At 73.6% G+C, this 20870-nt stretch carries 16 protein-coding genes and 3 pseudogenes; 13 read left to right on the top strand and 6 right to left on the bottom strand.

The features are described from left to right. Positions 1 to 428 precede the first annotated feature (428 nt). From AB0J04_RS29770 to AB0J04_RS29745, 6 genes and pseudogenes are all read left to right on the top strand, one after another. Positions 429 to 1805: a nucleotide pyrophosphatase/phosphodiesterase family protein gene (locus AB0J04_RS29770; protein WP_363171667.1), complete on the top strand. Its 1377-nt coding sequence runs from the start codon at positions 429 to 431 to the stop codon at positions 1803 to 1805. A 191-nt stretch (positions 1806 to 1996) separates the two neighbouring features. Further along, positions 1997 to 2233 (top strand): annotated as a pseudogene (locus AB0J04_RS29765) (cytochrome P450); the annotation flags it as partial. A gap of 617 nt (positions 2234 to 2850) precedes the next feature. Further along, positions 2851 to 4785, top strand: a complete 1935-nt coding sequence (gene htpG / locus AB0J04_RS29760) for a molecular chaperone HtpG (protein ID WP_363171657.1) — start codon at positions 2851 to 2853, stop codon at positions 4783 to 4785. Between the two features lie 172 nt (positions 4786 to 4957). Continuing rightward, positions 4958 to 7348, top strand: coding sequence for an MFS transporter (locus AB0J04_RS29755; RefSeq protein ID WP_363171656.1), 2391 nt, complete (start codon positions 4958 to 4960; stop codon positions 7346 to 7348). Positions 7349 to 7464: 116 nt separating this feature from the next. Further along, positions 7465 to 8346: an SIS domain-containing protein gene (locus tag AB0J04_RS29750; protein ID WP_363171655.1), complete on the top strand. Its 882-nt coding sequence runs from the start codon at positions 7465 to 7467 to the stop codon at positions 8344 to 8346. 28 nt (positions 8347 to 8374) lie between these two features. Beyond that, positions 8375 to 9217: a class II fructose-bisphosphate aldolase gene (locus AB0J04_RS29745; RefSeq protein ID WP_363171654.1), complete on the top strand. Its 843-nt coding sequence runs from the start codon at positions 8375 to 8377 to the stop codon at positions 9215 to 9217. Here the strand turns inward: AB0J04_RS29745 and AB0J04_RS29740 are convergent. Next, complete coding sequence (locus tag AB0J04_RS29740) at positions 9204 to 10343, bottom strand: methyltransferase (protein ID WP_363171666.1); 1140 nt, start codon at positions 10341 to 10343, stop codon at positions 9204 to 9206. The genes AB0J04_RS29745 and AB0J04_RS29740 overlap by 14 nt on opposite strands. 77 nt (positions 10344 to 10420) lie before the next feature. Between AB0J04_RS29740 and AB0J04_RS29735 the strand changes: the two genes are divergently transcribed. Together AB0J04_RS29735 and AB0J04_RS29730 are read left to right on the top strand one after the other, a co-directional pair. Further along, positions 10421 to 11128, top strand: a complete 708-nt coding sequence (locus AB0J04_RS29735; protein WP_363171653.1) for an alpha-ketoglutarate-dependent dioxygenase AlkB — start codon at positions 10421 to 10423, stop codon at positions 11126 to 11128. Between the two features lie 27 nt (positions 11129 to 11155). Beyond that, positions 11156 to 12400 carry an ROK family protein gene (locus AB0J04_RS29730; protein ID WP_363171652.1) on the top strand — a complete coding sequence of 415 codons (1245 nt, stop codon included), beginning with the start codon at positions 11156 to 11158 and terminating at the stop codon, positions 12398 to 12400. Positions 12401 to 12415: 15 nt separating this feature from the next. Here AB0J04_RS29730 and AB0J04_RS29725 read toward each other — a convergent pair whose 3' ends face one another. Further along, a complete protein-coding gene (locus AB0J04_RS29725; RefSeq protein ID WP_363171651.1) occupies positions 12416 to 12937 on the bottom strand; it encodes a hypothetical protein in 522 nt (173 codons plus the stop codon). An 80-nt stretch (positions 12938 to 13017) separates the two neighbouring features. Beyond that, positions 13018 to 13182: pseudogene (locus AB0J04_RS29720) on the bottom strand (LysR family transcriptional regulator); the annotation flags it as partial. Between the two features lie 365 nt (positions 13183 to 13547). Here AB0J04_RS29720 and AB0J04_RS29715 point away from each other — a divergent pair. Both AB0J04_RS29715 and AB0J04_RS29710 read left to right on the top strand, forming a co-directional pair. Continuing rightward, on the top strand, positions 13548 to 14432 hold the full coding sequence (locus AB0J04_RS29715) for an NAD(P)-dependent oxidoreductase (protein ID WP_363171650.1): 885 nt from the start codon (positions 13548 to 13550) through the stop codon (positions 14430 to 14432). Between the two features lie 20 nt (positions 14433 to 14452). After that, positions 14453 to 14873: pseudogene (locus tag AB0J04_RS29710) on the top strand (PPOX class F420-dependent oxidoreductase). Between the two features lie 77 nt (positions 14874 to 14950). Here AB0J04_RS29710 and AB0J04_RS29705 read toward each other — a convergent pair. Genes AB0J04_RS29705 through AB0J04_RS29695 form a run of 3 tightly spaced genes read right to left on the bottom strand, consistent with a single transcriptional unit; the run spans position 14951 to position 17044 of the window. After that, positions 14951 to 15859 (bottom strand): phosphotriesterase, encoded by a 909-nt coding sequence (locus AB0J04_RS29705; RefSeq protein ID WP_363171649.1) that lies wholly within the window; start codon positions 15857 to 15859, stop codon positions 14951 to 14953. Next, positions 15856 to 16440 carry a DUF4865 family protein gene (locus tag AB0J04_RS29700; protein WP_363171648.1) on the bottom strand — a complete coding sequence of 195 codons (585 nt, stop codon included), beginning with the start codon at positions 16438 to 16440 and terminating at the stop codon, positions 15856 to 15858. Before AB0J04_RS29700 ends, AB0J04_RS29705 begins: the two co-directional genes overlap by 4 nt. A 10-nt stretch (positions 16441 to 16450) precedes the next feature. Beyond that, positions 16451 to 17044: a TetR/AcrR family transcriptional regulator gene (locus AB0J04_RS29695; RefSeq protein WP_363171647.1), complete on the bottom strand. Its 594-nt coding sequence runs from the start codon at positions 17042 to 17044 to the stop codon at positions 16451 to 16453. 177 nt (positions 17045 to 17221) lie between these two features. On the opposite strand from AB0J04_RS29695, the gene AB0J04_RS29690 reads away from it, so the two are divergent. The 3 genes from AB0J04_RS29690 to AB0J04_RS29680 are packed head-to-tail and all read left to right on the top strand — an operon-like array spanning position 17222 to position 20834. Further along, a complete protein-coding gene (locus tag AB0J04_RS29690; protein ID WP_363171646.1) occupies positions 17222 to 17515 on the top strand; it encodes an SHOCT domain-containing protein in 294 nt (97 codons plus the stop codon). After that, positions 17512 to 18276, top strand: a complete 765-nt coding sequence (locus tag AB0J04_RS29685; protein WP_363171645.1) for an ABC transporter ATP-binding protein — start codon at positions 17512 to 17514, stop codon at positions 18274 to 18276. The genes AB0J04_RS29690 and AB0J04_RS29685 overlap by 4 nt, the downstream gene beginning before the upstream one ends. Continuing rightward, the gene (locus AB0J04_RS29680) at positions 18273 to 20834 is read left to right on the top strand and encodes an ABC transporter permease (RefSeq protein WP_363171644.1); all 2562 of its coding nucleotides are present in this window, start codon (positions 18273 to 18275) and stop codon (positions 20832 to 20834) included. Before AB0J04_RS29685 ends, AB0J04_RS29680 begins: the two co-directional genes overlap by 4 nt. Positions 20835 to 20870 lie beyond the last annotated feature (36 nt).

The raw sequence follows: 20870 nt of genomic DNA, 5'->3' as shown, positions 1-20870 counted from the left end.
CCACCCCCACCCCCGTACGGCTGTTGTCGTATGCGCGGCCGAACAGGAGGTATGCGCGGTGGACCCACACATCGCCCACGTCCTCGACCGACAGCTCACCGCCGTTGCGCACCACGGCACCCGAACTGGCCACCGCGCCGGGGGAGTCGCTCGGCGATTCGAGGGCAGTCTGTGACCACGTCGGGGTCGAGACCTACACCTGGTCGGTCCTCCCCGAACGCGTGCGGCCGCACGACCGGGAGGGGCTCGTCGCGGGCCTGGCCGCCGAACCGGCCTGGACCCGCGTCCGGTTCGAGGAGCTCGGCCTGCCCCATGAACCCACCGCACCCACCAGGCCCGCCGCACCGACCACGCCCACCAGCACCGACCACGCCCGCCGCACCGACCACGCCCACCAGCACCGAACCTCCGAGAAAGGAGCCTGTCTCGTGACGAGACTGGTCGTCCTCGACATCGTCGGCCTCACCCCCCGCATGCTGCGCCACATGCCCGCCGTCTCGGCCGTCGCCGCGCAGGGCTTCCAGGCCCGGCTCAACCCCGTGCTGCCCGCCGTGACCTGCTCGGTGCAGTCCACCCTCCTCACCGGCGTCCCGCCCACCGAGCACGGCATCGTCGGCAACGGCTGGTACTTCCGCGACCTGGGCGAAGTCCTGCTGTGGCGGCAGCACAACGCGCTGGTCGGCGGTGAGAAGCTGTGGGACACGGCGCGCCGGACCGACCCCGACTACAAGGTCGCCAACGTCTGCTGGTGGTACGCCATGGGAGCCGACGTCGACTTCACCGTGACCCCGCGCCCGGTCTACTACTCCGACGGCCGCAAGGAACCCGACTGCTACACCTGGCCGCCCGCCCTGCACGACCGACTCACGGACCGGCTCGGCCCGTTCCCGCTGTTCACCTACTGGGGACCCAGCGCCGGGATGCCCTCCAGCCAGTGGATCCTGGCCGCCGCCCGCCAGATCTTCGACGAGCACAGCCCCGACCTCACCCTGGTCTACGTACCGCACCTGGACTACGAACCCCAGCGGTCCGGTCCGGACTCGGCGCAGTCCGCCCGCGAGGCGAAGCGGCTCGACGACGCGCTGCGCCCGCTGCTCGACCACTTCCGCAGGGAGGACGCCACGGTCGTGATCCTGAGCGAGTACGGCATCGCGCCCGCCTCCAAGCCGGTCGACGTCAACCGCGCGCTGCGCCGGGCCGGGCTGCTCGAAGTCCACACGCAGGACGGCATGGAGTACCTCGACCCCTGGACCTCCCGTGCCTTCGCCGTCGCCGACCACCAGGTCGCCCACGTGTACGTGCGGGATCCGGCGGACCTCGAACGGGTCGCGAAGATCGTGTCCGAACTGGACGGCGTGGAGGAGGTGTTGGACGCGGCGGGCAAGGCGGCGAACGGCCTGGACCACGAACGCTCCGGGGAACTGGTCGCCATCGCGGAGCCGGACGCCTGGTTCACCTACTACTACTGGCTCGACGACGACCGTGCCCCGGACTTCGCCCGTCAGGTCGAGATCCACCGCAAGCCCGGCTACGACCCGGCCGAACTCCTCTACGACCCCACCGTGCCCGGCGTGAAGGCCCGCGCCATCGGCCAGGTCGCCCGCAAGAAGGCCGGCCTGCGTTACCGGATCAGAACGGTCCCCTTGGACCCCTCCGGCGTGCGCGGCAGCCACGGCCGGCTGCCGCAGGACCCGCAGGACAGCCCCGTCCTGCTGTGCTCGCGGCCCGACCTGGCCCGGGGCGAGATCGACGCCACCGAGGTCAAGGACCTCCTCCTCGCCCTGGCCGGCCTCACCTCCCCCTGACCACCTCCCCCTGACCACCGATCCCCGTGACCCGGATCAGCTGTGGGGCGACCTCCGCCCCTGGCTGGTCCCGGCACGAGGACGCCCGGGCCGTCCTCAGCGACCCCCGGTTCAGCTCGGAGAACGTCCCGGCCGGGGTTCCCCGGGCTCCAGCCGACCCCGCCGCCGCGCACCCCGGCCAGCTGTTCGCCATGGAGGTCGGCGGAGTCACCGTCCGGGCCGGCGAAGGCGTGGTCGTCGCACTCCAGGCGGCCAACCGGGATCCGGCGGTCTTCGCCGACCCGGACACGCTCGACATCACGCGGGACGCCGGTGCGCACCTCGCCTTCGGCCACGGTCCGCACCACTGCCTCGGCCAGTCGCCGGCCCGGGCCGAGCGCCGGGTCGCGCTGCCGATGCTGTTCCGGCGGCTGCCCGAGCTGCGCGCGATCAGCCCGGCCGGGGAGTTCGCGTTCGAGAGGCGCGCGGTGCACAAGCCGTTCGGCTCGATCGTGGCGATCATCGCAGCGGTCGCGGTGTTCCCGGCGTCCGTGCTCACCGGCTTCGTCGAGGGGCGGTTCGCCACGAACCCCGTGATGACGGCGGTCACCGTCGTCGGCACACTGTTCACGCTCTGCTGGATCGTGCCGTTCGTCGTCTACGGAGTCGGCATGTCCCTGGCGCACGTCTTCCGCGCCGCGGACATACACGAGACGGTCCCGCCGCTGCTGGCACTGGTGCTCGTATGGGAGATGGCGTTGATCGACCTGCTCACCGGGGCGTACGAGGGTGTGCCGGGCCCGGTGCGGATCGTGCTGATGCCGGGCGCGCCGCTCTCGGTCACCGCGGTGGCCCTGTGGGAACTGCGCCGGCTGCGCGTCGGCTACGGCCTCACCCTGCGCGGCGCGCTGCTGCGCCGACGCCCGCCGACGCCCGCCGACGCCCGCCGACGCCACCGGCTCCGGGCCCACGAGCTCGAACAGCGAGCGGTGCGGGCTGACTTGGTGTCTTACAGTGGCTTTCGCCAGTTCAGGAGACTCCGGAACCTGTGAGGGATACGCGCATCATGTCGACCGAAACGTTTGAGTTCCAGGTAGAGGCCCGTCAGTTGTTGCAGCTGATGATCCACTCGGTCTACTCGAACAAGGACGTCTTTCTCCGCGAGCTCGTCTCCAACGCCTCCGACGCGCTGGACAAGCTGCGCCTCGCCGCGCTGCGGGACGACGCACCGGACGCGGACGTGTCCGACCTGCACATCGAGATCGAGACCGACACCGAGGCCCGCACCCTGATCGTGCGGGACAACGGCATCGGGATGTCGTACGACGAGGTCGGCCGGCTCATCGGCACCATCGCCAACTCGGGCACGGCGAAGTTCGCGCAGGAGCTGCGCGAGGCCCAGGAGGAGGGCGGGGCCGAGGGGCTCATCGGACAGTTCGGCGTCGGCTTCTACTCCGGCTTCATGGTGGCCGACGAGATGACCCTGCTGACCCGGCGGGCCGGCGAGAGCAAGGGCACCCGCTGGTCGTCGCGCGGGGAGGGCACGTACACGCTGGAGAGCGTCGAGGACGCGCCCCAGGGCACCACCGTCACGCTGCACCTCAAGCCGGCGGACGACGAGGACAAGCTCCAGGACTACACCTCGCCGTGGACGATCAAGGAGATCGTCAAGCGGTACTCGGACTTCATCACCTGGCCGATCAGGACCGTCCCGAAGAAGGCCGCGAAGAAGGCCGACGCGGACGGCTCCGACGACGCCGACGACACGCCCGCGCCCGAACCCGAGACGCTGAACTCGATGAAGGCGCTGTGGGCGCGCTCGCGCGACGAGGTGTCCGACGACGAGTACCACGAGCTGTACAAGCACATCAGCCACGACTGGCGCGAGCCGCTGGAGACCGTCCGGCTCCAGGCGGAGGGCACCTTCGAGTACCAGGCGCTGCTGTTCGTCCCCTCGCACGCCCCGCACGACCTGTACAACCAGGGCTACAAGCGCGGTGTGCAGCTGTACGTGAAGCGCGTCTTCATCATGGACGACTGCGAGGCGCTGCTGCCGCCGTACCTGCGCTTCGTCAAGGGCGTGGTCGACGCGGCGGACCTCTCGCTGAACGTCTCCCGGGAGATCCTCCAGCAGGACCGGCACATCCGGATGATGCAGCGCCGCCTCACCAAGAAGGTCGTCGCAACGGTCAAGGACATGATGACCGCGGCCCCCGACCGCTACGCCACGTTCTGGCGGGAGTTCGGCGCGGTCCTGAAGGAGGGGCTGCTCACCGACTCCGACAACCGCGACACGCTCCTCGCGGTCTCCTCGTTCGCGACCACGCACAGCGAGGACGAGCCGACGACGCTGAAGGGCTACGTCGAGCGGATGAAGGACGGGCAGGACGCCGTCTACTACCTCACCGGCGAGTCCCGGCAGGCGATCGAGAACTCCCCGCACATGGAGGCGTTCCGCGCCAAGGGCGTCGAGGTGCTGCTGCTCACCGACCCGGTCGACGAGGTGTGGGTCGACGCGGTGGGCGAGTTCGACGGCAAGCCGCTGCGGTCGGTCGCCAAGGGCGAGGTCGACCTCGGCGGGGAGGACGACGAGAAGACCGAGGGCGAGCGGGAGAAGCAGGGCGAGGAGTACGCCGGTCTGCTCGGCTGGATGAAGGAGAACCTGGACGACGACGTGAAGGAGGTGCGGCTGTCGTCCCGCCTCACCGTGTCCCCGGCCTGCATCGTCTCCGACGCGAACGATCTCACCCCGGCGCTGGAGAACATGTACCGCGCGATGGGGCAGGAGGTGCCGCGGGCCCGGCGGATCCTCGAACTGAACCCCGATCACGCGCTCGTGAAGGGCCTGAACCAGGCCTACAACGAGCGTGCGGACCGCGCGGGGCTCGCCGAGACCGCCGAGCTGCTGCACGGTCTGGCTGTCCTCGCCGAGGGCGGGCGGCCGAAGGAGCCCGGCCGGTTCGTGAAGCTGGTGGCGGACCACCTGGAGCGCGGGCTGTAGCGAACGCGACGCGGCCACCGCCGTGGGGGACCGGGCAGGAGCCGCCTGCCCGGTCGCCTGCCCGGTTTCTTCACGCGCCGCACACCGAAAGTACTAGTTGCTTGAGTAAATCAAGCGCGCATACGATGTCGGACAGTCGCGCAGGACCGCATCCCCCCACGGAGGCCCGACCATGTCCCACGCACAACCCAGGCCGGCCGAGCCGGGGGAGGGGTCCGTCGCACCGCGGGCCAACCCCGTCGTCGCGGTGCTGGCCTTCGGCGGCATCGTCGTCTCGCTGATGCAGACCCTGGTGATCCCGATTGTCCCGGAGCTGCCGAAGCTGCTGGACGCCCCGCCCTCGGACGCCGCCTGGGCGATCACCGCCACCCTCCTCGCGGCAGCCGTGGCCACCCCCGTCATGGGACGGCTCGGCGACATGTACGGCAAGCGCCGCATGCTGCTGGTCAGCCTGCTCGTACTGATCGCCGGTTCGGTCACGGCCGCCCTCAGCGACGAGCTGACCCCGATGATCGTCGGCCGGGCCCTGCAAGGACTCGCCTCCGGGGTCATCCCGCTCGGCATCAGCATCATGCGCGACGAGCTGCCCGCCGAGCGGCTCGGCTCGGCCACCGCACTGATGAGCGCCTCCCTCGGCGTCGGCGGCGCGCTCGGCCTGCCGGCCGCCGCGCTCATCGCGGACCGCTTCGACTGGCACATGCTGTTCTGGACGTCGGCCGCGCTCGGCGCCGTCGCCGCCGTGCTCGTCCCGCTGTTCGTGCCGGAGTCGAAGGTGCGCACCGGCGGACGCTTCGACCTGGTCGGCGCCCTCGGCATGGCGACCGGGCTGGTCTGTCTGCTGCTCGCGATCTCCAAGGGCGCCGACTGGGGCTGGGGCAGCGCCACCACCCTCGGGCTCTTCGCCGCCGCGGTCGTCGTCCTGCTCCTGTGGGGCCTGTTCGAACTGCGGGTCGAGGAACCCCTGGTGGACCTGCGGACCACCGCGCGCCGTCAGGTGCTGGTGACCAACCTCGCCTCGGTGGCCTTCGGCTTCTCGATGTTCGCGATGTCCCTGGTCCTCCCTCAGCTCCTGCAGTTGCCTGAGGCGACGGGCTACGGTCTGGGCAAGTCGCTGCTCACCGCCGGCCTCGTCATGGCCCCCACGGGCCTGGTGATGATGGCCACCGCGCCCCTCTCCGCGCTGATCTCCAAGGCGCGGGGCCCCAAGGTGACCCTGATGCTCGGCGCGGTCGTCGTCGCCGCCGGGTACGGCCTCAACATCGTGCTGATGGACGAGGTGTGGCAGCTCGTCCTGGTGTCCTGTGTCATCGGCGCCGGCGTCGGCTTCGCCTACGGGGCCATGCCCGCGCTCATCATGGCCGCCGTGGACCCCGCCGAGACGGCCGCCGCGAACAGCCTCAACACGCTGATGCGGTCCATCGGCACCTCCACCGCCAGCGCCGTCGCCGGCGTGATCCTGGCCCGGATGACGACCGACTTCGGGGCCGCCGCGCTGCCCTCGGAGAACGGTTTCAAGGTGGTCATGGCCGTCGGCTCGGGCGCGGCGCTCCTCGCCCTCGTCGTCGCCGCGTTCATCCCCCGGCGGCGGACGGCGGGCCCGGACGCCGTGACCGTCGCGGAACCGGTCGCCGCCGGGCCGGTCGCCGCCGGGCCGGTCACCGCCGGGCCGGTCGCCGGCGCACCGGCGCTCGCGACACCCGACGACCGGGCCGTGGGCGCCGCGGTGGCCGTCCCGCTGGCCCGCGCCGTCGCGGCGCTCGTCGCGACCGTCCCGGGACTCACCGACGAGGGTCCGGCCGGCGGCGGGCACCCGGTGCGCGGGCAGGTGCGGGGCGCGCAGGACGTACCGGTGGGCGGGGCCGCCGTCACCCTGATCTCGCTGGGCGGGCGGCAGCTGAGCCGCGCGGTCGCCGAGCCCGACGGCTCCTACGCCGTCGAGGCCCCCGGCGAGGGCACGTACGTGCTCATCGCCTCCGCCGACGGCCACCAGCCGCAGGCGACGACCGTCGTGGTCGGCGCGACGCCGGTGACCTACGACGTCCTGCTCAGCGGCACCAGCGGGCTCGTCGGCGCGGTGCGGTCCGCGGACGGCGGGGCGCCGGTCGCCGGGGCGGTGGTCATCCTCACCGACGTCCGCGGCGATGTGCTGGCCACCACGCAGACCGACGGCACAGGCGAGTTCTCCGTCGCCGACCTGGTGCCGGGCCCCATGACCCTCGCCGTCAGCTCGCCCAAGCACCGGCCGCTGGCCCTGCCCGTGGAGATCGGCGGCGCCGGCGTCACCCGGGTCGACGTCGAGTTGCGGCCCGGCGCGCAGGTGCGGGGCACGGTACGCGGCGCGGGCGCTCCGCTGGGCGACGCCCGGGTCACCCTGGTGGACGCCGCCGGTAACGTGGTGGCGACCACCACGACCGGGATCGACGGGGCCTACGCCTTCTCCGACCTGGACGGCGGCCAGTACACCGTCATCGCCACCGGCTACCCGCCCCGGGCGGCCGGCATCAGCCTCGGCGGCGGTGACGTGGACGACCACGACATCGAACTCGCCCACGTGGGGGAGTAGTTCACCGAGGAGACCGCCCGACGACGAACTCGTCGTCGGGTGGCGGTGGGACGAGGGCGAGGTCGGCGGCACCCGGCGCGGCGGCGGCGAACAGGCGACGTCATGAGAGGCGGGGCATGACCCACATCGAGGACGAACTGACCGCCCAGCCCGAGTGCTGGACCCGCGCCGCGGCCGAAGCCGCCCGGCACGCCGGGGAGTTGCCGGCACCCAGGGAGCGGGTCGCGGTGGTCGGCTGCGGCACCTCCTGGTTCATGGCCCAGTCCGCGGCCGCGCTGCGCGAAGGAGCGGGGCTCGGCGAGACGGACGCCTTCGCCGCCTCCGAGTTCCCGCACGGCCGCCGCTACGACCGGGTCGTCGCCCTGACCCGCTCCGGCACCACCACCGAGGTCCTCGACCTGCTCACCCGGCTGCGCGGACACACCCGCACGACCGCGATCACCGCCGACCCGGACACCCCGGTCATGCGGGCCGCCGACCATGTCGTCGTCCTCGACCACGCCGACGAACGCTCCGTCGTGCAGACCCGGTTCGCCACCACCGCGTTCACCCTGCTGCGCGCACATCTGGGACTGCACACCGACGCCGTCGTCGCCGACGCCCGCACGGCGCTCGCCGAGCCCCTGCCCGAAGGACTCGTGGACTGCGGACAGTTCACGTTCCTGGGGCGCGGCTGGACCGTCGGCCTGGCGAACGAGGCCGCCCTGAAGATGCGCGAGGCGTCCCTGTCCTGGACCGAGGCCTATCCCGCGATGGAGTACCGGCACGGCCCCATCAGCATCAGCAGCGCCTCCACCGCGACCTGGATGTTCGGAGACGCGCCCGAGGGCCTGGCACAACAGGTGCGCGCCACCGGTGCGTTGTGGGTCCCGGGACGGCTGGACCCGCTCGCCGAACTGGTCCGCGCCCAGCGCCTCGCCGTGGCCGTGGCGGCAGCACGCCGCCTCGATCCGGACCGGCCGCGCCACCTCACCCGCTCGGTGATCCTCGCGCCCTGAACTCCTGACGAGCCGAAGAGGAGTTGCCGTGCCGCTGACCACGACCGGCGAACTGGTCACCCGGGCCCACGCGGCCCGTACCGCCGTCGCCGCCTTCAACGTCATCACGCTGGAGCACGTCGAGGCCGTCGTCGCGGGGGCCGAGGCCGTCGGCGCGTCCGTCGTCCTCCAAGTCAGCGAGAACGCCGTCAAGTTCCGGCAGGGGCGCCTGCTGCCGCTCGCCCGGGCCGCCGCCGTGGCCGCCGAACGGGCCGCCGTGCCGGTCGCGTTGCACCTCGACCATGTCCAGAGCGCCGCCCTGCTCGGCCAGGCGGCCGACGCGGGCTTCGGTTCGGTCATGTACGACGCCTCCCGGCTGCCCTACGCCGAGAACCTCGCCGCGACCCGCATCGCCGTCGACCGGGCGCACGCCCAAGGGCTGTGGATCGAGGCCGAGTTGGGGGAGATCGGCGGCAAGGGCGCCCACACGCCCGGGGCCCGCACCGACCCGGCCGAGGCCCGCGCGTTCGTCGCGGAGTCGGGCGTGGACGCCCTGGCCGTGGCCATCGGCAGCGTCCACGCGATGACCGCCCGCACCGCCGCCCTCGACCACGACCTGCTCGCCCGGCTCAGCACGGCCCTGGACGTGCCCCTCGTCCTGCACGGCTCCTCCGGAGTCCCCGACGGCGAACTGACCGCCGCCGTCGCCGGCGGCATCGCCAAGGTCAACATCGGCACCGCACTCAACCAGGCCATGACCGCCGCCATCCGAGACCACCTCGAAACGCATCCGGACGCCGTCGACGCCCGCACCTACCTGAGCGCGGGACGGGAGGCCATGGCGCGAACCGTCGAGCGGATCATCACCGGCGTGGGGCTCACCCTTCTCTGACCGCCTTCAGCACCACGAACTTCGGTTCCCCGGCGATCAGTTCACAGTTGCCGAAAAGCCGCTTGAGCTTCACGTGATAGCCCAGGTGCCGGTTGCCCACCACCCACAGCTCGCCGCCCGGCCGCAGCGCGCGCCGGGCCCCCGTGAACATCCGCCACGCCGTCGCGTCCGTGGTGGCCTGGTGGGAGTGGAACGGCGGGTTGTTCAGCACGAGGTCCACACTGTCGTCCGCCACCCCCGCCAGCCCGTCCCCGACCCGGAACTCGGCCTGCCCCGGCACCCCGTTCGCCTTGTACGTGGCCTCCGCCGACGCCACCGCCTGGAACGACTCGTCCGTGAACAGCACCTCGGCCTCCGGGTTGGCCAGCGCCACCGCGGTACCGACGATCCCGTTGCCGCAGCCCAGGTCGACGACCCGGCGCGGGCCGTCCGTGCTCGGCAACCGCCCGAGGAAGAACCGGGTGCCGATGTCCAGCCGCTCGGCGCAGAACACGCCCGCGTGGTTGACGACGGGACGGCCCGAGAGCGTGCCCCCGAGGTCGTCGGGGAGGTCGTAGAGGTGCGGCCAGGGATTGGCGGGGGGCTTCAGCGCCGGGTCCGGGGTGCAGAGGATCAGCCGGGCCTTCTGTTCGGCGAGCGAGGTCCGGGTCGGCCCCAGGATCCGCTCGAACAGCCTCAGCGTCGAGGTGTGGATCTCCTTCACCATGCCCGCGCCGACGACCACCGTGTCCGCGTGCACGGCGGGCGCCAGCCGCAGCAACTGGTCCTCCAGGAGCGCGAGGCTCTTGGGCACCCTGATCAGGAGCACGTCGATCCGGTCCGGCACCGGGTCCCGGGTGGTGAGCAGCCGGACGGAGCCGGTCTCGGCGCCGGCCCGCGCCAGGTTCGTCCGCGTCGCCTCCTGCCCCAGCCAGGAGTCGGTGATCTGCGTCGGGCGGTGCGCCGCGAGCGCCGTGACCAGCGCGCCCCAGCGGTCCCCGAGCACCACCACCGTGCCGGTCAGGGGCGTGTCCTGGGCGGCGAGGTGTCTGAGCAGGTACGCGTCGGAGGCGTCCCAGGCGCGCAGTCGGTCGCGCGGATCCTCGGGGTGGCGGGCCAGCGAGACCTCGCCCCACGGCGTCGTCAAAGGGTCGTTCATCGTGAGCCAGGCTAACCGAACCGCAGCTCAGGCCCGGTGTCAGAGCCATGGAGGAGGATGGGCGCATGGACACCGAGCTGTTTCCCCGGGAGCGGGTGCGGGTCGCGCCGGGCGCGGTGCACGTGCCCGACTGGCTGGACGCGGCACGCCAGGCCGAGCTGCTGCGGTCCTGCCGGGACTGGGCCCGACCGCCGGCCGGGCTGCGCACGGTGCGTACGCCCGGCGGCGGCACGATGACCGCCCGCCAGGTCTGCCTCGGCTGGCACTGGTACCCGTACGCCTACGCCCGCACGGTCGCCGACGGCGACGGCGCGCCCGTCAAGCCCTTCCCGGCCTGGCTGGGCGAACTGGGCCGACGCGCGGTCGCGGACGCGCTGGGACCGGAGGCGCTGGGACCGGAGGCGCTGGGACCGGCGGCGCTGGGACCGGCGGCGGCCCAGGCTGCCGCGTACGACATCGCGCTGATCAACTTCTACGACGGCGACGCCCGGATGGGCATGCACCGGGACGCCGACGAGCAGTCCGACGCGCCCGTCGTGTCCCTCAGCCTCGGCGACACCTGTGTCTTCCGGTTCGGCAACACGCGGACCCGGGCGCGGCCCTACACCGACGTCGAGCTGCGCAGCGGCGACCTGTTCGTGTTCGGGGGGCCGTCCCGGCTCGCCCACCACGGGGTGCCGCGCGTGCTGCCGGGCACGGCGCCGGCCGGACTGGGCCTCGCCGGGCGGCTGAACGTCACGCTGCGGGTGAGTGGCTTCCCCGCCGCCGCCTGAGGAACGGATCATGGGAGACTCGCCCTCATGAGCGGCAAGGCGGACCCCCGGTCGACGGGGGAAGGGACCACCTCGAGGGCGCGGTTGGACCGGGGGCGCGGTGCCCTCGGGCCCGCGTTGGAGCTCGTGCACACCGGGCGGGCGCCCACCCGCGCGGTCCTCACCGCCGAACTCGGCGTCACCCGCGCGACGGCCGGCGCGGTCGCCGCGGAGCTGGAGGCGCTCGGGCTCATCAGGGTCGACGCCCGACCCGGCGCGGCCGCCGGTTCGCAGGGCCGCCCCTCCCATCGGCTCGAAGTCGCGGAGGCCGGCCCGGTGGCCCTCGCCGCCCAGGTCCACGCCGACGGCTTCAGGGCCGCGCTGGTCGGCCTCGGCGGACGGATCGTCGCCACCACGCCCAGTTGCGAGGCCGTCGACGCCGACCCCGCCAAGGTGCTCGGCGCGACCGTCGACGCCGGTGCGGAGCTGCTGCGGCGGACCGGCCGACGCTGCGTGGGCGCCGGACTCGCCGTGCCGTCCGCGGTCACCGAGCCCGAGGGCCTGGCGCTCAACCCCCTGCACCTCGCCTGGCCGGCGGGCGCGCCCGTGCGGGAGATCTTCGCCGAGCGGATCCGCGCCGCCGGCATCACGGGCCCCGCGTTCGCGGCCAACGACGTGAACCTCGCCGCCCTCGCCGAACACCGGCACGGCGCCGGACGCGGTGCCCGCGATCTGCTGTGCGTGGCCACCGGGCACCGGGGCGTCGGCGGCGCGCTGGTGCTGGACGGCCGTCTGCACACCGGCAGTTCGGGCCTCGCCCTGGAAGTCGGCCACCTCGCCGTCAACCCCGAGGGCCGCCCCTGCCACTGCGGCAGCCGTGGCTGTCTCGACGTGGAGGCCGACCCGCTCGCCCTCCTCACCGCCGCCGGCCGCGAGCCGGGGCCCGGGGGCTCCCTGCTCCAGCAGGCCAACGAACTGCTCCGCGAGGAGTACGGCGACCCGGTCGTCCGCACGGCCGCCGAAGCCCTGATCGACCGGCTCGGCCTGGGCCTGGCCGGGCTGGTGAACCTCCTCAACCCCGACCGCATCATCCTCGGCGGCCTGCACCGCACCCTGCTCGACGCCGACCCCGGCCGGCTGCGCGCGGTCGTCACCGACCGCAGCCTCTGGGGCCGCAGCGGCGGCGTCCCGATCCTCGCCTGCTCCCTCGACCACAACAGCCTCGTGGGAGCAGCAGAGTTGGCGTGGCAGCCGGTGCTGGACGACCCGCTGGGGGCGCTGAGCCTCGGGTGAGGCCCGGCCCCGCGCTCAGTCGTCCTCGCACGCGGCCTTGCGGAACTCCGCGACCGACGCGGCGGTCCGCCGGCCGTCGGCGTCCGCGCCCGGCACGTCGTCGCCCGCGAAATAGCGCACCTGGCCCGGTGTCAGCCCGGCCAGCGCGGTGAGGTCGAAGGACACGTGGGTCGTCGACCAGGAGTTGTCCTCGGTCCAGCCGTACAGGCTGTAGGTGCGCTGCCGTTCGAGGGCGGCGGGCATCGCCTTGTCGACGCTCCAGCCCTCGCCGCCGCCGTTCAGCGGCCAGCTGACGAAGCCGGTGGCGGGCTCGGCGCGGCTCCATCGCCCGACGTCCTCGGTGTCGTCGTCCGCGCCGTGGAGGTACAACGTGGCCCCGTCGATGTGGTCGTGACACACCATCAGCACCCCGACCGGTGCTCCGTCCGCGGTCACCGTGACCCCGGTGACGCCCGCCGCGGGGGGCCCGCAGCCGGTCGACGAGGCGGCCAGCACCGCGGCGCCGACGCAGGCCGCGGCTGTGTACCGGACCCGCACGGGCCCACCCCCTTCGCCGAAGCCTCCATCGTGACCGCTGCCCGGGCGCAGGACAATACATGCTCCTCGACCTGCCGCGGCCAGGACGGGACGGCGACGAGGACGTACTCCTCGTCGGTCGGCGGCACCGACTCCAGGGCCCGCCCGCGCGGCCTGCGGGTGGCGATCACCGGATCGTGCCGGTCCGCCGGCATCTCCTCCAGGAGGGGCTCGGTCAGCCCCTGCGTGACCCGCGGCCGCAGCCCGCGGTCACGATGGGCTGCGACAGCCCGGCTGCGGGGCGGCCGCCGTGAAGGAGCCGGAGCGGTGGACGGCAAGGAAGAGTTCCGGGCCCCCGGCCGACGGCGTTCCCCGGCCGGCTGACATGGACCGCGAAGCAGGACGGCGCGCCGGAGGAGCGGCCGGACGTCCTGCACGCCTGGCCGGTGGAGGCTCTGCCGGGCGGCCGGGTGCGCGTCCTGACCCAGGAGACGCAGCTCGGCCGGCCCGCCGCGGCCCTCGCCCACGAGCGGCCGAATCCGATGCTCAACGGCCACCGGGCGTGCTGGAGGGGCGGATCGGCGCCGTGTCCAAGTAGTCTCGTACCGCGACTGATCAGGGAGTTGACGAAATGACCGACAAGCTCACCGTGAGCGTCCTGGGCACCGGCATCATGGGCGCCGCGATGGCCCGCAACCTTGCCCGGGCCGGCCACACCGTACGTGCCTGGAACCGCACCCGGGTCAAGGCAGAGCCCCTCGCCGCCGACGGCGCGCACATCGCCGACACCCCTGCCGAGGCGGTCCGGGGCGCGGACGTCGTCCTGACCATGCTCTACGACGGCCCCGCCACCCTGGAGGTCATGCGGGAGGCCGCGCCCGCCCTGTCCGTCGGCGCGGCCTGGCTGCAGTCGACGACCGCCGGGCTCGAGTCCGTCGGCGACCTGGCCGCCTTCGCCCGCGACCACGGCCTCGTCTTCTTCGACGCGCCGGTCCTGGGCACCCGTCAGCCCGCCGAGGCCGGTCAGCTGACCGTGCTGGCAGCGGGCCCGACGGCGAGCCGGGACGCGGTGACGCCCGTCCTGGACGCGGTCGGCGCGCGCACGGTGTGGACCGGCGAGGACGGCGGCGCGGGCAGCGCCACCCGGCTGAAGCTGGTGGCCAACAGCTGGGTCATCGCGGCCACCGCCGCGGCCGGCGAGGTCCTCGCCCTGTCCCAGTCCCTCGACGTCGACCCGAACGCGTTCTTCGAACTGATCGCGGACGGCCCGCTCGACATGGGGTACCTGAAGGCGAAGACCGGCCTGATCCTCGACGACCGGCTCTCGCCCGCCCAGTTCGCGGTGACGACGGCCGCGAAGGACGCGCGGCTGATCGTCGAGGCCGGGGCCCGGCGCGGCGTCCGGCTCGATGTGGCGGCCGCGAGCGCCGAGCGTCTGGAGCGGGCCGCGGCCCAGGGCCACGGCGACGAGGACATGGCCGCCGCCTACTTCGCCAGCTTCGACGGCCACGCCTGAACCCGACAGGAGAGCAGCACATGTCCAAGCCCCCGCTTCCGCCCGAGGCCGTCGAGCTGCCGGGCCGCCCCAACCCCTGCGTGATGGCGACCCTGCGCTCCGACGGAACCCCCGTCTCCGCCCCACCTGGTACGTCTGGGAGGACGGCCGCGTCCTGATCAGCCTGGACGAGAGCCGGGTCCGGCTGAAGCATCTGCGGCGCGACCCGCGCGTGACCCTGACCGTCCTCGACGGCGCGGAGCGGTACACCCACGTCACCCTCATCGGCCGGGTGGTCGAGTGGCACGAGGACGAGGGCCTGATCGACAGCGACCGCCTCTCCACCCACTACATCGGCAAGCCCTACCCGACCGGGCCCGCTCCCGCTTCAGCGCCTGGATCGAGGTCGACCGCTGGCACGGCTGGGGCACGATGAAGGACAGCGCCCAGCCGTCCACCTGAGAGCCTGAGGGCACACGGCACGTGCACTCGTGGGAGCAGATCCGGGCGGGCGCGCCGGCCGGCGGTACGGCCGTCGCTCAGCGCCAGTCGACGCCGAAGGCCCGTCCCGGATTCTCGGTGAGGATCCGCGCCACGAGTTCCTCGCCGACGGCGAGCGCCAGCCGCGGCCGCACCCGGCGCAGCAGATACGGCATCCCCGGACCGCCGTCGACCGATCGGGCGGCGGCCGTCGTGGTGTCGCCCCCCAGCAGCAGCCGGTCGCCGAACCCGGCGTCGGCCAGGGTCCGTACGGCGTCGGGCATGCACCAGTCGGTGGCGTGGTGGGCGCGGGACGGACCGTCGAACGCCAGCCAACAGCCCGCCTCGGCCGCCTGACGGTGCACCACCGCGTCGGGGGAGCGGTTGAGGTGCCCCAGGATCACCCGGTCCGGGGGGACGCCCAACTCCCCGCACAGCAGGTCGAGCACGTCGAGCGCGCCGGTGCCCAGTTCCAGGTGGACGGCGACGGGCGCACCCGTCGTGTGATGCGCCTCGGCCGCCGCGGTCATCGTCCAGCGCGCGTGCGCGTCGAGGGCGTGGAAGCCGCCCGCGACCTTGACGATGCCGGCGCGGACGCCCGACGTCCCGATGCCCTCGGTCAGTTCGGCCACGAACACCTCGGCGAGCCCGCGGCGCAGTTCCGCAAGGGTCGCCTCGTCGTAGTGCACCTCCTGGTGCAGCCCGGTCGCGGCCACCACGTGCACTCCGGACTCCCGGGACAGCGGCTGCAGATCGGCCGCGCGCCGCCCGAGACCGTACGGCGTCCACTGCACGACGGCGGAGCCGCCCTGCGCGCGGAACGCGGCGAGCTCGGCGCGCGCCGCGGCGACACTGCGCAGCTCCTGTCCGGGCAGCAGGGGAGTGCCGAAGAAGAGGTGGTCGTGCGCGTCGCACACGCCGAGCCGCTCGGCCGGCAGGTCCCCGAGCACCGTCCGTACGGCGCTCACCACTGCCGGCCCTCGGGCAGGGCGGCCCGCCCCGGCGCGGACAGGTGCAGCACCTGGAACAGGTCCCCGTCGGCCTTCGGCGTGTCGTGCTCCCAGAGCGAGAAGTGCACGGTCTCCCAGCGGCTCGTGTCCACGGCCGCCGCGGCGAGCACGGCCCCGTCCTCCCGCGCCAGCCGCCCGGCCTCGGCCACCGCTTCCCGCACCACGTCCGACAGCACCACCCCGTCCGGGACCGGCCGGCGCCGGCGTACGGCGAACCGGGCCGGGGCGCCGGCGGCGACGCCCTCCTCGTGGGCCAGGCCGGTCCACTGACGGACCGTCGGACGCCCGAAGTCGTCGCTCAGCCCCTGGAAGGCGCCGCCCCACAGGAAGGCGTTCATGCCCGCCACGGTGTTCCAGAGGTAGAACGGCGCGTACTGGCTGACCGGCGAGCCGTGCGTCCCGCGCTCGCGCAGCAGGTACGCCTTCAGACCGAGGCCGTCCCAGTCGTCGAGCAGATGCCCGACGCGGGCCACGCGCGCGTGGATGATGCCCGTGTCGTAGTCGGCGGGCAGGGTGAGCTCGTACTGCATGGCGTGCATCGGGTCCTCCTCAGGGACGGTCGGTCGAACGCGGCGCGAGCAGGCAGAGCAGTCCGCGGACAGCGGCGTCGAAGGCGGTCGGCGACCCGGCCGCGCGGGCCAGGACGTACCCGCCCTGCACGGTCGCCACGACCGTGGCGGCGATCGCCTCACCGTCCAGCTCGGGCCCGAACTCGCCCTGCTCCTTGCCTTCTTCGACGAGATGGGCGATCTGCTCGCGGATCCGGTCGATCGTGTCGTCGACGGGCTCGCGCAGTGCGTCGCTCGCGATCACCTCCGGATCCATCGTCAGCCGCCCGACGGGACAGCCGCGCAGCACGTCACGCTCGCGTGTGAGATACGCCCTGATGCGCTCGTAGGGCGTGCCCGGCCCGTTCAGCACTCCCTCGGCGATGGCCCGCAGCTCGTCGGCCGTCCGCCGGATCGCCGTCAGGGCGAGATCGGGCTTGCCCTTGAAGTGGTGGTACATGCTGCCCTGCCCGGCGCCCGCGCGCTCCAGGATCGCCTTGGGGCTGGTCCCCACGTAACCGCGCTCCCAGAGCAGCTCCCGGGTGGACTCGATCAGCCGCTCCGACGTGCTCTGCGACGTGCTCTCCGTGCTCATACCTCAACTGTACATACTAGTAGTTACAGAAATCGAGGCCGTCGGGTGCAGTCCATCCGACCCCGGCTGCTCCCCGGGAGGTACGCGCAGTGCCGCTGGCCGTACGACGACCCGGACCCCTCCCCGGCGGGAGTCTCGAGACATCACCGGAAGACCCACCCTGGGAGATGACTCGAGATGAACACTGTGGCGAACTGGGACGGCGGCGGCCCCGGACCGTGGATCCTCTTCCTCCCGCTGATCTGGGCGGCCGTCGTGATCGGCGTGGTCACCCTCCTGCGCCGCACGGTGCGGCGCGGCCGCGGCGGCCCGTGGCGGGCCGTGCAGGACAGCCGTCCGACCGGCGACGCGCCCCTGGCCGTCCTCGGCCGTCGCTTCGCCTCCGGCGAGATCGACGAGGACGAGTACTGGCGCCGGCTGTCCGTCCTGGACGAGCGGTTCGGCCCGACGGGCAGCGGCGGTGCGGCATGACCTCCGCGACCACGACCGCCACGACCGCCACGCGCAGCGCCGCGCGGGTCGTCGACGCCGTGAAGGTCTACGGCGTCGGCGACACCGCCGTACGGGCCCTGGACGGGGTGAGCGTCGACTTCCCGGCCGGCCGCTTCACCGCGATCATGGGCCCGTCGGGCTCCGGCAAGTCCACCCTGATGCACTGCGCGGCCGGCCTGGACACGCTCACCTCGGGCGCCGCGCACATCGGCGACACCGACCTCGGCACGCTCGACGACCGGCGCCTCACGCTGCTGCGCCGCGACCGGGTCGGCTTCGTCTTCCAGGCCTTCAACCTCGTGCCGACGCTGAGCGTCGAGGAGAACATCCGGCTGCCCCTGGACCTGGCGGGCGAGCGGGGCGAGGCGGAGTGGATCGACGCCCTCGTCGACGTCGTCGGTCTGCGCGACCGCCTTCACCACCGGCCCTCCGAGCTCTCCGGGGGCCAGCAGCAACGCGTCGCCGTGGCCCGGGCGTTCGCCGGCCGGCCGGACGTCGTGTTCGCCGACGAGCCCACCGGCAACCTCGACTCCCGTGCCGGGGGAGAGGTGCTCGATCTGCTCGCCGACACCGTCCGCCGGACCGGGCGCACGGTCGTCATGGTCACCCACGACCCGGTCGCGGCCGCCCACGCCGACGAGGTCGTCTTCCTCGCCGACGGCCTGCTCGTCGACCGGATGGAGTCCCCGACCGCCGACCGCGTCCTGGACCGCCTGAAAGCCTTCGAGGTGCCGTCATGAACGCCTCCGTCCGCCTGAGCCTGTCGTCCCTGCGCGCCCACCGGCGCCGTTTCGCCGGGACCTTCCTCGCCGTCTTCCTCGGCGTGGCCTTCCTGGCCGGAACGCTCGTCATGGGCGACACCCTGCGCGCGAGCTTCGACTCGATGTTCGGCAACGCGACGGCCGGCACCGACGCGGTCGTGCGCGGCGCCGACACCATCACGACCCCCGGCGAGAGCCAGGGCGTGCGCCGGCCCGTCGACACCGACCTGGTCCGGACGGTCGAGGCCGTCCCCGGCGTCGCGGCCGCCGCCCCGGACATCCAGGGCGCGGGCCAGCTCATCGGCGGCGACGGCGACCCGATCGGCGGCCAGGGACCGCCCACGATCGCCGGCAACTGGATCGCCGACCCGAAGCTCAACCCCTACCGGCTCGCCGAGGGCCGCGCCCCGGCCCGGTCCGGCGAGGTCGTCGTCAACCGCGGCACCGCCGACCGGGGCGGCCTGAAGATCGGCGACACCACCACCCTGCGCACCCCCGACCCCGTGCGCGTGACGATCGTCGGCCTCGCGACCTTCGGCGGCGAGGACGGCATGGCGCAGGTGACGTTCACCGGCATGACCCGCGCCGACGCCGAGCGGTATCTCACCGCCCGGCCCGGTCAGGCGTCGAGCATCGTCGTGCGGGCCGACCCCGGGGTGAGCCAGTCGGAGCTGGTCGACCGGCTGACTCCCGTGCTGCCCAAGGGCGTCGAGGCCGTCACCGGGCAGGAGTCGGCCCAGGAGGACACCGACATGATCGCCGGCCAGTTCCTGACGATCTTCACCGCCTTCCTGCTGGTCTTCTCCGGGGTGGCGCTGCTGGTGGCGACCTTCTCCATCCACAACACGTTCGCGATCGTCGTCGCCCAGCGCTCCCGTGAGAACGCTCTGCTGCGGGCGCTGGGCGCCTCCCGCCGCCAGGTCACCGCCGCCACCCTCGTCGAGGCGAGCGCCGTCGCCGTGACCGCCTCGGCGGCCGGACTCGCCGGCGGCATCGGCATCGCGGCCGGGCTGCGGGCGCTGTTCCCGGCGATCGGATTCCCCTTCCCCGAGGGCGACCTGGTGATCAGCGCCCTGTCGCTGGCCCTCCCCCTCGCGGTCGGCGTCCTGGTCTGCCTGGGCTCCGCGCTGCTGCCCGCCGTACGGGCCGGCCGCACCGCTCCGCTCGCCGCGCTGCGCGAGACGGCCGTGGACGCCTCCGGCGCGTCCCGCCCGCGCGCCGTCACCGGCCTGGGGCTGCTCGCCCTCGCCGTCGCCGTGACCCTCACCGGCGTCCTCGGCTCCGCGTCCCTGTGGCAGGCCGGCGGCGGAGCCGTCCTGGCGCTGGTCGCTTTCGTGGTTCTCGGACCGGTCGCCTCCAGCACGGCCGTACGCGTCCTCGGCGGCCCGCTGGACCGGCTGCGCGGCGTCACCGGGGGCCTCGCCCGCCGCAACGCGCTGCGCAGCCCGCAGCGGACGGCGGCCACCGCGAGCGCCCTGATGATCGGAGTCGCCGTGGTCTCCCTCTTCACCGTGTTCGGCGCCTCGCTCAAGGCGACCATGGACCGGACCGTCTCGCGCTCCTTCGCCGGCGACGTCGCCCTCAGCACTCCCTCCTTCGGCGCGGGCGGCAACGGCCTGAGCCCGAAGCTCGCCCCGGCGATCGACCGGCTGCCCGAGGTGGACACGGCCGTCGGACTCGGCCGGGGAGTCGCCGAAGTCGACGGCGCGGGACGGGCGTTGACCGTCACCGACCCGGCCGCCCTGCGGCGCACCTTCGACCTCGGCGCCGTCCAGGGCGACCTGGACGCCCTCGGGACCGACGGCATCGCGATCACCCGGCAGGAGGCCGACCGCCGGCGGCTGACCGTCGGCGACACCGCCCGGCTCGCCTTCACCGACGGCGAGCAGCGGACCTTCACCGTCCGCGCCGTCTACGGCCGCTCCGAACTCGCCGGCGACTACGTCGTCACCCGCGCCGCCTGGGCCCCGCACCGCACCCAGGACGCCGACACCCTGATCGCGGTCTCCTTCAAGGACGGGGTGAGCGCCGAGGCCGGCAAGGCGGCGGTCGAGAAGGTCGCCGACCGGTACGGCGATCCCGAGGTGCAGACCCGCGACGAGTACGCGCGGTCCTCGGCCGGCGGCATCGACATGATGCTGACCCTCGTCTACGCCCTGCTCGCCCTCGCCGTCCTGATCGCGCTCCTCGGCATCGCCAACACCCTGACCCTCGCGATCCACGAGCGCACCCGCGAGCTCGGTCTGCTGCGGGCCGTCGGCCAGACCCGGTCCCAGCTGCGGGCCATGGTCCGCTGGGAGTCGGTCCTGGTCGCCGCGTTCGGCACGACGGGCGGGCTGGCCCTCGGCGCCTTCCTCGGCTGGGTCCTCGTGCGGGCCTCCGACGGGGCGAGCGACAGCGCGTTCGCCTTCGCGGTGCCGCCGACCCAGCTCGTCGTGGTGGCGCTGGTGGGCGTCGCCGCCGGAGCCCTCGCGGGCCTGCGCCCGGCACGGCGAGCGGCCCGCCTGGACGTCCTGCGCGCCATCGCCACGGAGTGACCCCAGTGATCCGGGTGACCGGAAAGAGAGGTCACC

This window comes from Streptomyces sp. NPDC050263 (assembly GCF_040655955.1).
Taxonomy (GTDB): Bacteria; Actinomycetota; Actinomycetes; order Streptomycetales; family Streptomycetaceae; genus Streptomyces.
The sequence above is the reverse complement of the archived record's forward strand: the minus strand, read 5'-3'. Positions and strand labels throughout refer to the sequence as shown.

Bases quoted from the DNA above. Each gene is read 5' to 3' on its own strand.
- htpG (WP_363171657.1), top strand. From the start codon at position 2,851: ATGTCGACCGAAACGTTTGAGTTCCAGGTAGAGGCCCGTCAGTTGTTG.
- AB0J04_RS29755 (WP_363171656.1), top strand. From the start codon at position 4,958: ATGTCCCACGCACAACCCAGGCCGGCCGAGCCGGGGGAGGGGTCCGTC.
- AB0J04_RS29750 (WP_363171655.1), top strand. From the start codon at position 7,465: ATGACCCACATCGAGGACGAACTGACCGCCCAGCCCGAGTGCTGGACC.
- AB0J04_RS29735 (WP_363171653.1), top strand. From the start codon at position 10,421: ATGGACACCGAGCTGTTTCCCCGGGAGCGGGTGCGGGTCGCGCCGGGC.
- AB0J04_RS29730 (WP_363171652.1), top strand. From the start codon at position 11,156: ATGAGCGGCAAGGCGGACCCCCGGTCGACGGGGGAAGGGACCACCTCG.
- AB0J04_RS29715 (WP_363171650.1), top strand. From the start codon at position 13,548: ATGACCGACAAGCTCACCGTGAGCGTCCTGGGCACCGGCATCATGGGC.
- AB0J04_RS29700 (WP_363171648.1), bottom strand. From the start codon at position 16,440: ATGCACGCCATGCAGTACGAGCTCACCCTGCCCGCCGACTACGACACG.
- AB0J04_RS29695 (WP_363171647.1), bottom strand. From the start codon at position 17,044: ATGAGCACGGAGAGCACGTCGCAGAGCACGTCGGAGCGGCTGATCGAG.
- AB0J04_RS29690 (WP_363171646.1), top strand. From the start codon at position 17,222: ATGAACACTGTGGCGAACTGGGACGGCGGCGGCCCCGGACCGTGGATC.
- AB0J04_RS29685 (WP_363171645.1), top strand. From the start codon at position 17,512: ATGACCTCCGCGACCACGACCGCCACGACCGCCACGCGCAGCGCCGCG.
- AB0J04_RS29680 (WP_363171644.1), top strand. From the start codon at position 18,273: ATGAACGCCTCCGTCCGCCTGAGCCTGTCGTCCCTGCGCGCCCACCGG.